Annotated in this window: 13 protein-coding genes; 5 read left to right on the top strand and 8 right to left on the bottom strand. The window is 63.2% G+C overall.

Annotated elements, in window-relative coordinates; all coding sequences use genetic code 11:
• Nucleotides 1-3 precede the first annotated feature (3 nt).
• A complete protein-coding gene (locus G6N42_RS00915) occupies nucleotides 4-600 on the bottom strand; it encodes a TetR/AcrR family transcriptional regulator (protein ID WP_163724819.1) in 597 nt (198 codons plus the stop codon).
• 116 nt (nucleotides 601-716) lie between these two features.
• Between G6N42_RS00915 and G6N42_RS00910 the strand changes: the two genes are divergently transcribed.
• Nucleotides 717-2,408 (top strand): SulP family inorganic anion transporter, encoded by a 1,692-nt coding sequence (locus tag G6N42_RS00910; RefSeq protein WP_163736755.1) that lies wholly within the window; start codon nucleotides 717-719, stop codon nucleotides 2,406-2,408.
• A gap of 33 nt (nucleotides 2,409-2,441) precedes the next feature.
• Here the strand turns inward: G6N42_RS00910 and G6N42_RS00905 are convergent, their stop codons facing one another.
• From G6N42_RS00905 to G6N42_RS00895, 3 genes are all read right to left on the bottom strand, one after another.
• Entirely contained in the window at nucleotides 2,442-4,151 is a 1,710-nt protein-coding gene (locus G6N42_RS00905) for a GAF domain-containing sensor histidine kinase (protein ID WP_163724816.1), read from the bottom strand.
• A gap of 85 nt (nucleotides 4,152-4,236) precedes the next feature.
• The gene (locus tag G6N42_RS00900) at nucleotides 4,237-4,935 is read right to left on the bottom strand and encodes a hypothetical protein (protein ID WP_232076046.1); all 699 of its coding nucleotides are present in this window, start codon (nucleotides 4,933-4,935) and stop codon (nucleotides 4,237-4,239) included.
• Nucleotides 4,936-5,016: 81 nt separating this feature from the next.
• On the bottom strand, nucleotides 5,017-5,892 hold the full coding sequence (locus tag G6N42_RS00895; RefSeq protein ID WP_232076045.1) for a potassium channel family protein: 876 nt from the start codon (nucleotides 5,890-5,892) through the stop codon (nucleotides 5,017-5,019).
• A gap of 145 nt (nucleotides 5,893-6,037) precedes the next feature.
• Here G6N42_RS00895 and G6N42_RS00890 point away from each other — a divergent pair, with 145 nt between their 5' ends.
• The 3 genes from G6N42_RS00890 (at nucleotide 6,038) to G6N42_RS00880 (ending at nucleotide 9,073) form a co-directional block, all read left to right on the top strand.
• Nucleotides 6,038-7,144: a 3-oxoacyl-ACP synthase III family protein gene (locus G6N42_RS00890; protein WP_163724812.1), complete on the top strand. Its 1,107-nt coding sequence runs from the start codon at nucleotides 6,038-6,040 to the stop codon at nucleotides 7,142-7,144.
• Nucleotides 7,128-7,997, top strand: a complete 870-nt coding sequence (locus G6N42_RS00885; protein WP_163724809.1) for a 3-oxoacyl-ACP synthase III family protein — start codon at nucleotides 7,128-7,130, stop codon at nucleotides 7,995-7,997. Before G6N42_RS00890 ends, G6N42_RS00885 begins: the two co-directional genes overlap by 17 nt.
• Before the next feature lie 86 nt (nucleotides 7,998-8,083).
• Nucleotides 8,084-9,073 carry an Acg family FMN-binding oxidoreductase gene (locus G6N42_RS00880; protein ID WP_163724806.1) on the top strand — a complete coding sequence of 330 codons (990 nt, stop codon included), beginning with the start codon at nucleotides 8,084-8,086 and terminating at the stop codon, nucleotides 9,071-9,073.
• Between the two features lie 91 nt (nucleotides 9,074-9,164).
• On the opposite strand, the gene G6N42_RS00875 is transcribed toward G6N42_RS00880, so the two are convergent.
• Together G6N42_RS00875 and G6N42_RS00870 are read right to left on the bottom strand one after the other, a co-directional pair.
• Nucleotides 9,165-11,210: an erythromycin esterase family protein gene (locus tag G6N42_RS00875; protein WP_163724803.1), complete on the bottom strand. Its 2,046-nt coding sequence runs from the start codon at nucleotides 11,208-11,210 to the stop codon at nucleotides 9,165-9,167.
• 25 nt (nucleotides 11,211-11,235) lie between these two features.
• Nucleotides 11,236-11,520: a DUF1876 domain-containing protein gene (locus G6N42_RS00870; protein WP_163724798.1), complete on the bottom strand. Its 285-nt coding sequence runs from the start codon at nucleotides 11,518-11,520 to the stop codon at nucleotides 11,236-11,238.
• Between the two features lie 259 nt (nucleotides 11,521-11,779).
• On the opposite strand from G6N42_RS00870, the gene G6N42_RS00865 reads away from it, so the two are divergent.
• Entirely contained in the window at nucleotides 11,780-12,466 is a 687-nt protein-coding gene (locus tag G6N42_RS00865) for an SRPBCC family protein (RefSeq protein ID WP_163724796.1), read from the top strand.
• Between the two features lie 20 nt (nucleotides 12,467-12,486).
• Here the strand turns inward: G6N42_RS00865 and G6N42_RS00860 are convergent, their stop codons facing one another.
• Together G6N42_RS00860 and G6N42_RS00855 are read right to left on the bottom strand one after the other, a co-directional pair.
• Nucleotides 12,487-12,921 (bottom strand): pyridoxamine 5'-phosphate oxidase family protein, encoded by a 435-nt coding sequence (locus tag G6N42_RS00860; RefSeq protein WP_163724794.1) that lies wholly within the window; start codon nucleotides 12,919-12,921, stop codon nucleotides 12,487-12,489.
• Nucleotides 12,922-13,102: 181 nt separating this feature from the next.
• Complete coding sequence (locus G6N42_RS00855) at nucleotides 13,103-13,912, bottom strand: lysophospholipid acyltransferase family protein (RefSeq protein ID WP_163724792.1); 810 nt, start codon at nucleotides 13,910-13,912, stop codon at nucleotides 13,103-13,105.
• Between the last annotated feature and the right edge of the window lie 80 nt (nucleotides 13,913-13,992).

Below are 13,992 nucleotides of genomic sequence, written 5' to 3'. Positions count from 1 at the left end.
GTCTTACCGGTTCAGGCGCGTGAGACTCGGAATCATCACCTCATCGACGAGGGATTGCACCGTACGGCGACTCGGCGGCCGCAACGAAAATATGGATCGGAAGATGAGGTAGCCGGGCAACACGTCCCAGAGGTCCTCGGTGATGGCGGCCCGATCGATTTCGCCGCGATCGGCGGCCTGCCCCAATATCTTCTTGAACAGGGCCTTACGTTGGTCGAGGAACTGGTGCTGCAGGACGTCGTTGAGCGCGGTATTACGCGATACCTCGACCAGCACCGCGCGCATCGTGCTGGCATGCGTCCGGGCCTGATCGCAGATCACCTCGCCAAACTGCACCAGGTCGCCGCGCAAGCTGCCGGTCTCGGGTGCGACGGCGACCTGCCGTACGCCCTCGATGAACGCAGCCAGCACCAACTCCGCCTTGGTGGGCCACCTCCGGTAAACGGTCGCCTTGCTGGCGCGCGCAGTGGCGGCGACGGCGTCCACGGTCAACCCGTCATAACCCTCTTCTTGCAGGAGCTGCAACGTCACGGCAAGGAGTTCGGCCTCCCGAGGTGACCACGGCGAGGACTCTGCAACGTGAGCAGCACTCCGGGTCATGGCCCCACCATAGATCGGTCGGACTCTGTCGACTATTGGTGCACTGTCCAACGCCAGGCATTCGGACCGCCTCGGTATGACGCGTTCCGGCCGCCACGGAGGTTGCGCCATGCAGAATTCTTGCCACGATGACATTGGTCAAATGGTTACCCGGCGTCGCGCAATTTCGGGGATATCAGCGGGGCTGGCTGCGCGGGGACGTCCTGGCGGGCCTGACTGTGGCGGCCTATTTGGTCCCTCAGGTGATGGCCTACGCGACTGTCGCCGGTCTTCCACCGGTGGCCGGTCTGTGGGCGGCGCTCGCGCCTCTTGCCCTCTATGCGCTTCTGGGCTCGTCGCGGCAACTCTCGGTCGGACCTGAATCCACGACCGCATTGATGACTGCCGTCGTTCTCGCTCCCATCGTCATCGGCGATCCAGCGCGCTACGCGGCTCTCGCCGCAGTCCTGGCGTTGCTGGTCGGCGCGATCTGTCTCTTGGGCGGCATCGCACGGCTGGGCTTTCTCGCCAACCTGCTGTCACGCCCCGTACTCATCGGATACATGACGGGTATCGCCATCGTCATGATTGCCAGCCAACTGGGCAAGATCACGGGCGTCGCAGTGCAGGGAGACGAGTTCACGGACCAGATGGCGTCTTTCGCGGCCGGAATCGGACAGGTGCACTGGCCGACGCTGGCGCTGGCCGCTTTGGTGCTGCTGCTCCTGCTGTCTCTGGCGCACTGGCTGCCACGCGCGCCAGGACCGGTGATCGCTGTCCTCGTGGCCACGGCATCTGTCGGCGCCATGTCATTGGATACGCGCGGGATCGCCGTCGTTGGCGATGTTCCATCTGGCCTGCCGACGCCGGGGCTACCACCAGTCTCGTTGAGCGACTTGGCAACACTGGTCGTTCCGGCAGTCGGCATCGCGATCGTCGCGTTCTCCGACAACGTGTTGTCCGCGCGCGCGTTCGCCACCCGTAGAAGCGAACTGATCGACGCGAACGCGGAACTGCGCGCCGTCGGGATGTGCAACCTCGCCGCCGGGGTGACACACGGTTTTCCGGTCAGCTCGAGCGGCAGCCGCACCGCCGTCGGCGACATCGTCGGCAGCCGCACGCAGCTCTATTCACTGACCACGCTCGGATGTGTCATCGTCGTGCTCGTCTTCGCAGGCGGGGTGCTCGCGATGTTTCCGACCGCGGCGCTTGGGGCGTTGGTGGTATTTGCCGCACTGCACTTGATCGACATCGCGGAGTTTCGTCGCCTGGCGCGATTTCGCCGCAGCGAACTGGTCCTCGCATTGGCCACTACGGCCGCCGTGTTGGCCTTCGGCGTGCTCTACGGCGTTGTCGTCGCCGTTGTTCTGTCGATTCTGGAATTGCTGCGACGACTGGCACACGCACATGACAGCGTCCTCGGCTTCGTCCCGGGCATCGCCGGGATGCACGATATCGATGATTACCCAGGCGCTACCCGCGTGCCCGGCCTGGTGGTGTACCGATACGACGCACCGCTGTGCTTCGCCAACGCGGAGGATTTCCGGACACGCGCACTGGCTGCCGTTTTCGACAATCCAGAACCCGTCGAATGGTTTGTGCTCAACGCCGAATCCAATGTGGAGGTCGACCTGACGGCGCTCGACGCCCTGGAGCAGCTGCGCGTCGAATTAGCACGCCGTGGAATCGTTTTCGCAATGGCTCGGGTCAAGCAGGACTTACGCGAGTCGTTGGACGCTGCGGGAATTCTGGACGAAATCGGCGAAGATCGCATCTTCATGACGTTGCCCACCGCTGTGGATGAGTTCAAGCGCCGCAACAGGTCCTGAGCCGTCTACGACTGGTGCACGGGACACTCGCTTTCACGGTAAGGGCGCGCACCATCTCAATTTGGTGCCCCCTGTCGGCACCGACTCGATGGTGAACGACCCGCCGGCCTCGTCGGCGCGCTTACGCAGATTCGTCAACCCGCTGCCGGTGATCTCGCCCTCGATTCCGCGCCCGTTATCGACGACCTCGATGGTCAAGTCGTCCTCGACGACGACGCTGACCGCAAGCGAGACCGCTTGCGCGTGGCGCACGGCGTTGCTCACCGCTTCTCGCACAACAGCCTCGGCGTGGTCGGCCAGCGTCGCATCGACGACCGAAAGCGGTCCCACGTATTGCACGCTGGTGCGCAGATTCGCATTGGCGAACTGAGCGACGGCCTCGTCGAGGCGCTGGCGTAGCCGAGTCACACCGGACGACGATCCATGGAGATCGAAGATCGCCGTCCTGATTTCCTGAATCACCTGTTGGAGGTCGTCGACGCACTCCGTCAGGCGTTGCTGCACTTCTGGTGCCCGTGCCCTTGGAATCGTCCCCTGAAGGGCGAGGCCGACGGCGAACAGGCGCTGGATGACATGGTCGTGCAGGTCTCGGGCGATACGGTCGCGGTCGGTGAGGATGCTGAACTCGCGCATCCGCCGCTGGGTACTCGCCAGCTGCCACGCCAACCCAGCCTGGTCGGCGAAGGCGGTCATCATGTCGAACTGCTCGGAACTGAACGGCGACGCCCCCACCGATCGCAGCGCGACCAGAACCCCGGCGACTTCGTCGCTGGCGCGTAGCGGCAACACCAGCGCGGGACCGGTTGCCGTTTCCTGCAGTTCGATATGGCCGAACCGGCCGGGTGTGCGCTGGACGAAAGCCTCTCCGATCGGCGTTCCCTCGACCGGGATGCTCTGCAGCGACGCAGCCGGACCGTCACCGGCGGTCGCCGCGACCATGAGTTCGGTGGTCTCTCCGATCGGTAAGTCCGCGTCGGCCGGCACGGCCACCAGCGTCAGCTCGGCACCGCTGAGATGCCGAGACTCGTCGGCTACGAGCCGGAACACCGTGGCGGGATCGGTCCCCGCGAGCAGTTCGGTTCCGATATCGCGGGTCGCCTCGATCCAGGACTGCCGGGTCCTGGACTGCTCGTACAGCCGGGCGTTGTCGATCGCGATACCTGCGGCCGCCGCCAGTGCCTGGACGAGGACCTCGTCGTCCTCGCTGAATGGCTGCCCTCCCGCCTTCTCGGTCAGATACAGATTGCCGAAAACTTCGTCGCGAATCCGCACAGGTACGCCGAGGAAGGTCTGCATCGGAGGGTGGTTCGGCGGGAATCCGACGGACGACACGTGGTGGGAGATGTTGTCCAGGCGAATCGGCTTCGGGTCGTCGATGAGCACACCGAGGACGCCCCGCCCCTCGGGAAGATGCCCGATCCGCTCGCGCATCTCCTCGTCGATGCCCTCGTAGATGAACTCGACCAGTTCGTGATCGTGGCCGCGCACACCGAGCGCTCCGTACCCGGCGTCGACCAGTTCGATGGCCGTGTGCACGATCGTCTTCAGGGTCTGATCGAGCTCGAGACCAGAGGTAACCACCAGCATGGCCTCGACCAGACCGTCGAGGCGGTCGCGGCCCTCGACGATCTGCTCGACGCGATCCTGTACCTCCTTGAGCAGTTCCCGCAGACGAAGCCCTGAGAGGGTGTCACGCAGTTGCGGTGCGCCTGGACCAGCTTTTGATCTCGACCCGTCGGTCACAAGATCATGGTCCCACCGAACTTGCCGAATTAGCGACGATTCTGGACCCAATTGTCGAGGCGGACGGTTCCTGTCAGGCCGACGGTCAGCTGAGGGTCGCGATTCCGCCTCGGTCGCATCGGTTTTGCGTCATATGGCCCTCGGCCTCGCCTCGGCGTTCGCGCTCCGCACGATCCCGGAGGCCGCGCATCATCTTCTGCTCCATGATGAAATGCACGACATCGAAGGCCGGATGTCCGACGGCTCCCCCACTGCCCCGAACCAGCAGACGGGTCCATGTATTTTGTGGCCGAAGACAGAACGACCACGCGCCCGAGGCCTTTTCGCCACGTTGCACGCGTTCGAAGTCGGCCGGTGACACCAGCACCAGGTGTGACTCCGACTCAACGGCGGCAACGACTTGGCGGGCGGCATCGCCGTATCGGCGGGCGAGCCAAACGGTGTCGCCGACGTGCAGGTCCTGCCACTCGGGGTGGATGGTGTTCGCGTTGCGAATGTGTGCGCCGACCATCTGTTCGAGCAGCGAGTAGCTGTAGAAGCCGCCGCGGTTCTCGCCAATCTGCGCAAGCCATGGCCATACGAAGCGAACCGGGGCATCGATGGTCAGTGCGCGGGTCGTCCGCGCCGCTCCGGTGACCACGAATTCGTCTCCCGGCAGTGTGGTCGTGATTTCACCGTCGTCGGCACCCCAGGTGTACATCCAAAGCCGCAGTTCGCGTCGGTACATCGCGATGACGCCGACCGCGGCCAACAGTCCGGCAAAACATGGTCGTTGCTTGCCCATGCGCCACACGCTAAAAACTGCACCACTGCGTGCTTAGGGCCGAAGGTCCTGAGCATCGATGCCGAAAGCGCGCTCTGCTGGTCAGCTGTTGTGTCGGTGGTCTTCCGCGTAGGCCTTGATGACGGCGTCGGTGTCCCCGCCGAGTTGCAGAAATTCCTCGTCGAGAAGCCCGGCAAGGCTGGCAACCGCGGCGGAGATGAGGCTCCCCACCAGCCTTGTCTGCGGCTGTTCGCTGGCGGCAGCCTCGGTAGCGAGTTGGGTGGCGTATTCGAGTGAGACCGCCAGCGAAGCGTCCGCTTCCAGGTCGCGGAAGTAATACGTCGCACCGTATTGCGTGAAGTCGTTTCGCGCCTCGACGACCGCGCCGGCGATTCCGGCGAGAACGTCGGTAGGAATGTCGTCGACGCTCACGTCGGGGTTTGCTCGGCGTGCATCCCGCAGGGTCGAGAGTTGAAGCGCCAGAACGCGTCTGCGGTGAAGAGCAGGATAAATCTGGAGAACCCAGGACACGGCGGCCGTGAGCAACATGAATCCGAACAGTGCTTCGAGTGGGACGATCAGGCGAAGAAATGGAGACGTGGGCACAATGTCGCCGAACCCGAGGGTGCCGATCGTCACCAGCGATAGATAGAGCGAATCGAAGACTTCGTTGCGGGCAGCGGGATTCAGCTCGGAACTATAGGCGAAGCTCGCTGGCATTTGGGCGAAGTACAGCATCGCCCATCCGAGGATCGCGATCGCTCCCCAGGTCAAGACGACCAATGCGATCCCCAGAGGCCCGGTCAATGATGCGATCCGACGATCGGACGGGAACAGCCGCAGCAGCCACCACACGAACTTCATGACTTGCGGGGCAATGCTGCCGTGGCCGATCGGATGGAACAGTGTGTGGAACACGTCGCGAACCACCACTGCCACGAGTAGCGCCCCGACTATCGCGATTACCCAGTCCGTCACGCGTCTCCTCGCTGGCAGCCCGGCAGGCCTCTAAAGCTCAGCTCATGAAATCGAAACACCAGCTTATGACTTAGGGTCGAAGGTCCTCGGCCTCGATGCCCAAAACGCCCTACTCTCTCGTCGCCTGGCGCCACATGATCGATTGATGGAACACACGGACTGGCTGGTCATGGAGCCTTCAGCGGGGGCTCCCGACGCGCCGTTCCGGGCACGGTTGGCCGGTGCGGGCCGGCACCTGCCGACGACGCACCTGGGCACCGATGAGCTGATGGCCACGACACGGCATCGCACACACATCGACCTGGAACGGCTGACCGGAATCAGAGAACGTCGCGTTTCGGTGGGGGATGAGGACTCCTACAGCCTCGCTACCGCGGCGGCGTTGGACTGCCTCGACAAGGCGCAGGTCGACGCCTCATCAATCGACGTGGTGATCAGCTGCAGCATCACGAAGTTCCAGGATGGCCTGACGCAGTGGCTCGAGCCGACAATGAGCGCGGGCGTCGCACACGCGATCGGGGCACCCGATGCGATGACTTTCGATCTGTCGAACGCATGCGCTGGAATGCTGACCGGAGTCACGGTAGCCAACAACTGGATTCGACAGGGCTCGATCCAACGCGCGTTGGTGGTCAGCGGAGAGTACATCTCGCAGCTGGGGCAGAATGCGGCGCGACATATTCGCACCATCATGAGCAAAGAGCTGGCCTCCCTGACACTCGGTGACGCGGGCGCCGCGCTGCTACTCGAGAGGGCCGCCCCTGGATCCGCGGGTATCGAGCTTGCGGGCTTCACCACCGTGGCCCAATACAGCCGACTCTGCCTGGCATACCCCAAGGGCAGTGAACCTGCTGCGCGAATGTTCACAGACGCACGCGGAATCCACCAGGCCGCGATGTCCAACACTCCAGTCCTATTACACGAAGTGCTTGATGCGGTGGGCATCTCGATACACGACATCGATCACGTAATCACCCACCAGACGTCCGCACGCGCTATCCGCAAGGGTATGGCGCGGGTTTCTGCGGAATTCGGCGACAGCCCTCGACACGATGCGGTGATCACTGTCGACCGGTATGGCAATACCGCATCGACCACCCACACGGTCGCCCTAGTCGAAGAACTGCAGGCGGGAAACATCCGGCCCGGTGAAACGGTCGCATTGATCGCGCTGGCGTCCGGTCTGGAGATCGGAATTGTCCTCTTGACGCTGGACGAGAAAATGGTGGATCGCTATGGGCACTGTGATTGACGCCGTCGGCTGCACCCATGGACGCTGGCGCACACGTCACAGCGCCCTTCATCTTGCGGTCGAGTCGGCCGAGGATTGTCTGCGTCATGCCGGACGTACTGCGCGGGAGATCGACCTGTTGATCAATGCCGGGATCTATCGTGACCGCAATTTGGCCGAGCCGGCGCTGGCCGCACTGATCCAGCAGGATGTCGGCGCCAACCCCGAAGAACCACATGAAAACGGCCACGGCACATTTTCGTTCGACGTCGCAAACGGATCTTGCGGTCTCCTCACGGCCTTACAAATCGCGGACGGCTTCCTGAAGTCACACGTGATCAGATGCGCGTTGGTGGTGGCAAGCGATGCGGATCCCGGGCACGGAATGAGCGAACAGTTTCCGTTCGCGGCGGCCGGCGCATCACTATTGTGCACGTGGTCGGACGACGACCGCGGGTTCGGACCAACCTACTGGCAGAATCTCCTCGACCAAGGAGAATCCCTGTCCGCCACAGTCGGGCTAGTTGATCACCGAAATGTTCTTCGCTTTCACGAATCACCCTCACTTGAGCAGAAATTCGCTGACGCTGCATCACGAGCCGTTGACCGGTGCCTTCGCGATGCGTCGCTGACCATCGACGACGTCGACGCAATTGTGGCAACTCCGCCCAGGCCGCAGTATCGCGCCGCGCTCGCGGTCCGACTGGGTGTTTCACCGGAAAGAATCACGATGGCTCACGACGAAAGAATGCACACAGCCGCATTGGCGTCTGCATTCAGCCAGGCGGCGACCGCCGTTGGGGCGACTGGTTCGATTCTCATCGTCGCCGCCGGTGCCGGAGTGACCGTCGGCGCGACGCTGTACCGGTTGTGAATATGGTGAGACCAAAGTCCCTCAACGCGAGGCGGTTTGAATCAAACCCGTCATTGTCGGGCATCTAGATCGTAGGAGTAGTGTCGATGACACAAGCAAAGCCGAGTTTCGCGGTGATACAAGACGCCGTCCGGTTGGCCTGCCGCGCTCCATCGCTGCACAACAGTCAGCCATGGCGGTGGGTTGCCGAAACTTCGACACTCCATCTTTTCGCCGACTTCACACGGGTGATGAACGCCGCTGACCCCGAAGGTCGCGAGATCTACCTCAGCTGTGGCGCCGCACTCGATCATCTGACCGTCGCGATGGCCGCCTTCGGATGGGAAGCTGCCGTGCAGCGCTTCCCCGATCCTGATGATCCTCTTCACGTGGCGGCGATCACCTTCGATTCGGCGCCGCCCGGAATGGCCGCAGACAGTCGAGCCGATGCGCTGGCCATCGGCCGGCGCTTCACGGATCGGCGACCCTACGAGGCTCCTGCTGATTGGGCGAGATTCGAAGTGCTGCTTCGCCAGACCGTCCTCCGCCACCACGTGATGTTCGACACCGTGCTCGACAATGCGCGACCGACCTTAGCGACGGTTTCTCGACTCACGGCGGCGCTCCGGGCAAACGACCCCTCCTATGAAGCAGAACTCAATTGGTGGACCTCACCTTTCGCATCGGGAGATGGGGTGCCGCAATCGGCGCTGCTGTCAGCTGAGGCAGCCGGACTCATCGATGCCGGCCGTCATTTTCCCACCCCTTACGCCTCCCCCCGCACCGAGCACGCCGAAGTCGACCGGTCCAAAATCGTGGTTTTGTCCACTCATCACGAAGATGCCCGGTTGGACGTGTTGCGGTGTGGAGAGGCACTATCGGCGGTTTTGCTCCGGTGCACGGCGAGTGGGCTGGCGACGTGCACCCTCACCCATATGACCGAACTAGCTCAAAGCCGCGAGATCGTCCGTGAATTAACTGGTCAACGGGGTACGCCCCAGCTGCTGATCAGGATCGGATACTCCCGGCCTGCCGATGCGGCATTGGCCGCTACACCGCGCAGGCCGCTGGCCGATGTGCTTGAACGACGTGAATGAACCCGGAGGTACCGAGCACGGGTTCGCACATGGGCGAAAGTTCCCATAGAGGAGTATGTCTCGCGAAGTAGCGCGCACGCGACCGAAGTCACTACAACCCGGTGGGATATGTCTCCGGCGTTTCGCCCGCCGTCCACAGACTTGTGACCTCAAGCGGCTCAAGTGCTCTCGTTCTGTCGATGTGGATGATCGCGTCGAACTGCTCGCCTGGGCGGACATGGTAGTAATGGCTCTGTCGTTCAGTCGCCGGGAGATAGATGACGCCGATAGCCCGTCCCAGCCGGACGACGTCCAGAGGATCGGCCGCGGCGCGGCTGATAGACGACGAAACCAAGAATTCGGAACGCTCCGTCTCATGGAACAGTTCCTCGACGCTGCCGTTGAGGGCAGGCCGGACATACTTGCGTTCGGCGATGCCACCCCACTCACTGGCGGCAGTGACCGTGCCCGAATACGTTGTGAACCCGATCAACCGGGAACCCTGTCCATACCGCTCACGCACGAGCTGGCCGAGTGTGAGCTGCCCGTCGCTGCCCGCTTCGGTGGCTCTGGCATCGCCGACATGCGAATTGTGGGCCCACACGACGATTCGGGTGGACTGCTGGTCGTGACGGCGGTCCAGGTGGGCCACCAGAGCGTTCAGAGTATGGGCCATATGCCGATCCCGAAGATTCCAGGACGTGACTCTGCCGCTGAACATGGCTCGGTAGTAGACCTCTGCGTCCCTCACAGTCTGCGCGTTCTGCTGGGCGTAGAACGCCTCATCCTCGGCTAGCAGTCCGTCACGCTGCGCGTATTCCAACGCGGCGCGCTTCATCTCAACCAATTGCTCGACCGCTTCGCGCTCACACGACAGACCGGCGCCGAACGCCGCCGCGAATCCGTACGCCTGACCGTCATCCGCCGATGCGTGGTCGAAGCAGGCGTATCTGGCCCTCGCACGCGCCGCTGCCTGCGGGTCGACAGTGTCGAGATAGGCGATCACTTCTTGCATTGACCGATGCAGGCTGTAGAGGTCAAGGCCGTAGAAACCCGCCTGGTGTCCGCCGACCGTCCGATTGCGCTCGTTATGGTCGTACAGCCAGTCGACAAAATCACGCACCACCACGTTGCGCCACATCCACGCGGGAAACCTCTCGAAGCCTCGCAATGCCTCGTCTGCGGACTGATCTGTGCCTAAACCGTGTACGTATCGGTTGACCCGATATGCGTCGGGCCAGTCGGCTTCGGCGGCAACGCCGCTGAAGCCTTTTTCTTCGATCAGCCATCTGGTGATCTCGGCACGCGCCCGGTAGAACTCGTCTGTGCCGTGCGAGCTTTCGCCGATCAGTACGATCCGGGCGTCTCCGATGACTTCGTCGAGCACTTCAAACGGCGGAACGCCGCCGGGCGCGTCAATCGCAACGCGACCGATCACTTCCGCGGCGGTCTCCTCGATGCGTATACCAACGGTAGCGAAACCGATTGTCGGAGTGGCGAGTAAGTCACGCACCTCTTGGTCGCTCACCTGCCGGAAATCCCAGAACGACTCTCCGACCGCAAGAAATGGCGTCGGCATCGTTGCACAGACGACGTCGTCGACGATCGCTGAAAACTCGCGGCAAGTCGATTCAGGGGCAGCCGGAACCGCGATCACGATTTCGGCAGGTTCCATCTCCCGCAGGGCCTGCACTGCAGCGAACATGCTGGCGCCGGTCGCAAGACCATCGTCGACGAGGATCACGGTCTTGTTCGTGAGATCCAACGGCGGCCGACCGCCGCGGTAGGCGGTCTCACGCCGGATGAGCTCTCGGCCCTCGCGTTCGGCGACATCCCGCAGCTGTTGCGGCGTGACTCGTAGCGCCCGCAGTACGTCGTCATTGACGACGACGCGCCCGCCGCTGGCCAAGGCGCCGACGGCGAACTCCTCATGACCCGGCGCACCGAGCTTCCGCACCACGAAGGCGTCAAGGGGCGCAGCCAAGGCCGCCGCGACTTCCCATGCGACGGGAATGCCGCCGCGAGGCAAGCCGAGCACAATGACACCTTCGCGTCCACGGTATGCGCCGAGCATGCCGGCCAGCACACGACCAGCTTCGCGACGATCGCGAAAGACGCGTCTGGGTTTGCTATTCAAAACCTCTGAGGCACGCGTCATTTCGGCCCTCCGTCGTCAATAATTGTCAGTACAGCAAATTCGCCGGTTGATGGGTAACGGACTCGATGTCGTGTGCAGCCACCGCCATCAACCGCCTCCCCAGATCCGACAAGGCACGTCCGACGGCGAGTTCGTCACCGATCTCGGCGATATCCCGGTCATCGGGATTGAGCCTCGCGGTACCGATACCGACTTCTTCTTTTTCGCGCCAGCGCAGCCGCGCCTTGGCTCTGGTGAGTCCCATGTGCTCGTCGATCGACACGTCGACAGTCCAGTTCTTCTCCACGACATCCGATCGTTCGCCAGTCATCGCAGTCATCTCCTTCACAACGTCACTCCCAACATGCATCCGACCACCCGACGACGGGTCCCGGTAGGGCCTGAAGACCCCGCCCAGCGGGCCGTTCGGAGGCCACACGCACATCCATCGGTCGACGGAGTGACCCTGCGTGTCTCGACGGCCGGCGTCGTCGTCGCCGACGTGCGAAGAAGTGCTGCGGCGAAACGTCGATCGGATCAGGGACTAGCGACCCTAGCCGGGTTGTACCCGGCCAGCGCACCCTTAGGTCATGATCAAAAACGGACTGCGGCTCGCCGGAACACTGGCGTTCCTGTACGCAGCGCGGCGGTACTACCGCAACTGGGGCACCACGAAGGAAGAGTGCCAGATGTTCCTCGACGGCGATGACCTCATCGCCGGACCCGGTGTGCGGAGCACCGAAGCGGTGTGGATTGACGGTCCGCCCGATGCGATCTGGCCGTGGCTGGTTCAGATGGGCCAAGATCGCGGCGGGCTCTACACCTTCGAGAAGTTGGAGAACTTCGCCGGGTTGCGGTACGTCAACGCAGACCGCATTCATCCCGAATGGCAACACCTCGCGCCGGGTGACACGATCAGGCTTGTTCCCAAGGGCTGGATGGGGTTACGCGAAGGGTTCGTGCTCGAGGTGGTGGAGGTCGCCGATCAGCAATCCATCGTGTTGCGAGCTTCTGCGGGCCGAGGAACTGACCGCGAATGGAACGTGGTGTGGTCGTTCCATGTCATTCCGCATTGGGATGATCGCTGCCGGCTTCTCATTCGCATCCGATCACCGTTGCGTCGTCCCGGCCAGGCGTTGGTCACCGAGCTCGCTGGGCCGGTAACGGCTTTTGTGACGCGGGGGATCTTGCTCGGCATCAAACGCAGGGTGCAACAACAGGTCCAGGCTGAAACCGCGGCTGCCAAAGCGAGCGACGACCTACACCGGATCGTCTAGGTGGGCGTGGGCGCGGCGACTCAAGCGATGGTGAACTCGCGGTCCGGCTCAGAGCCGAAGGTGAAGCGCCGGCCGCTGATGCTCAGCGGGCGGATGCGCACGTAGTGCTGCTTGACCGTGGCGGTCCACGGGAGCAGCTGTGCCCGTTCGGCCTCGTCGATCTCGGCATCGGTACGCATTGACCGTGCTATCCCCTTGACGATGACGCTCCAGCCCTCGACGGCGTTGTGGTCGTCGACTTCGAACAGCACGTTGTTGTTGATGGCCGAGCTGACCAATTTGGTGCCCTCAGCTGTGCGAAACAACACCGTCTTGTGCTGGACGGCGAAGTTGACGGGAAAGATGTCCGGCTGACCGTCGACGCTCGTGACAAGCCGTCCCAGGGAGACACTAGACATGAGGCTCCAGCATTCCGTCTCCGACAGGATGGAGATCGGTTGAGTCGGTGTGGTCATGGCCGCAACGTTACCGAACGTCTGTGCCCGAGAATGCGGCCAAAAGTCCCACAAATTCAGGACTCAAAGGACGTGGACATCTGGCAGCGCCGGAATGACACCCTTACAGCCCGCCTAACCACGACTTCGTATCGAACGCTCCTCGAGCGGATGGCAGTTGCGGCAGCTCGCAGGTCACGAGTCACCCGATGATGGGCAGCCGACGCTTGCGCGCCAATGCGACCAGGGCGTGCTGCATCACCGCGCGCACGTGGGCGTCGACCCTGTGCACATCGGGTTGGTCCCCGAACTCCGCGGCGACGTCGATCGCCGGCAACACTTGCGTGACGATCTTTGTCGGCAGCGGCATGTTGATCGGCAACACCACGCTGACGCCGAACGGGAATCCGATGGTTATCGGAAGGATGTTGGTCCGAAAGAGATTGCGCTCGAACGTCGTCAGCCGCAGCGCACGTGCCAACCACCGTCCTCTGGTCAGGTAGAACTGGTTCTCCTGGCCGCCGATCGATACCGCGGGAACGATGGGGACGCCGGCCTCGATCGCCGTCGTCACGTACCCGGTACGCCCGCCGAAATCGATGACGTTCTCCCGCCGGGTGGGCCGGTAGACGTCGTAGTCCCCACCAGGGAAGACGAGCACCAGGCCACCGGTCGCCAGCGCCTCGGCGGCGTGCTCGGGGGTGGCTCGGATGACACCGGTGCGCTCGAGAAACCCGGCCACCGGTCCGCGAAACATGTTGTCGTGGGCCAGCGCGTAGAGCGGCCGCTCGTATCCGAAGGTCTTGTAGTAGTCGACGGCCAGTACCGACAGGTCGACTGTGATGAGCCCACCCGAGTGATTCGCCACCATCAGCGCCGGCCCACGCGGAATGTTTTCCAATCCGAGTACCTGAGAACGGAAGTAGCTCTTCACGATCGGGCGGTGCAGGTCAACGACGCGTCGGGTGAGACCCCGGTCCCACTTCGCCACTACCGAAGGTTCGTCGGCCATTCGTCCCACTCCGTCAGTCGGCGCCGGAGCGGGCGCGGCGCGTTGAGCCGATCGAGCGGCTTACGCGTCGACGTCGCTGA

It is taken from the genome of Mycobacterium gallinarum, from assembly GCF_010726765.1.
Taxonomy (GTDB): Bacteria; Actinomycetota; Actinomycetes; order Mycobacteriales; family Mycobacteriaceae; genus Mycobacterium; species Mycobacterium gallinarum.
This window is presented reverse-complemented; position numbering and strand designations above follow the sequence as displayed.

Excerpts from the sequence above, each read along its gene's own strand:
- G6N42_RS00915 (WP_163724819.1), bottom strand. The coding sequence starts at position 600 with ATGACCCGGAGTGCTGCTCACGTTGCAGAGTCCTCGCCGTGGTCACCT.
- G6N42_RS00860 (WP_163724794.1), bottom strand. The coding sequence starts at position 12,921 with ATGACCACACCGACTCAACCGATCTCCATCCTGTCGGAGACGGAATGC.
- G6N42_RS00890 (WP_163724812.1), top strand. The coding sequence starts at position 6,038 with ATGGAACACACGGACTGGCTGGTCATGGAGCCTTCAGCGGGGGCTCCC.
- G6N42_RS00900 (WP_232076046.1), bottom strand. The coding sequence starts at position 4,935 with ATGGGCAAGCAACGACCATGTTTTGCCGGACTGTTGGCCGCGGTCGGC.
- G6N42_RS00875 (WP_163724803.1), bottom strand. The coding sequence starts at position 11,210 with ATGACGCGTGCCTCAGAGGTTTTGAATAGCAAACCCAGACGCGTCTTT.
- G6N42_RS00885 (WP_163724809.1), top strand. The coding sequence starts at position 7,128 with ATGGGCACTGTGATTGACGCCGTCGGCTGCACCCATGGACGCTGGCGC.
- G6N42_RS00870 (WP_163724798.1), bottom strand. The coding sequence starts at position 11,520 with ATGACTGGCGAACGATCGGATGTCGTGGAGAAGAACTGGACTGTCGAC.
- G6N42_RS00880 (WP_163724806.1), top strand. The coding sequence starts at position 8,084 with ATGACACAAGCAAAGCCGAGTTTCGCGGTGATACAAGACGCCGTCCGG.
- G6N42_RS00865 (WP_163724796.1), top strand. The coding sequence starts at position 11,780 with ATGATCAAAAACGGACTGCGGCTCGCCGGAACACTGGCGTTCCTGTAC.
- G6N42_RS00855 (WP_163724792.1), bottom strand. The coding sequence starts at position 13,912 with ATGGCCGACGAACCTTCGGTAGTGGCGAAGTGGGACCGGGGTCTCACC.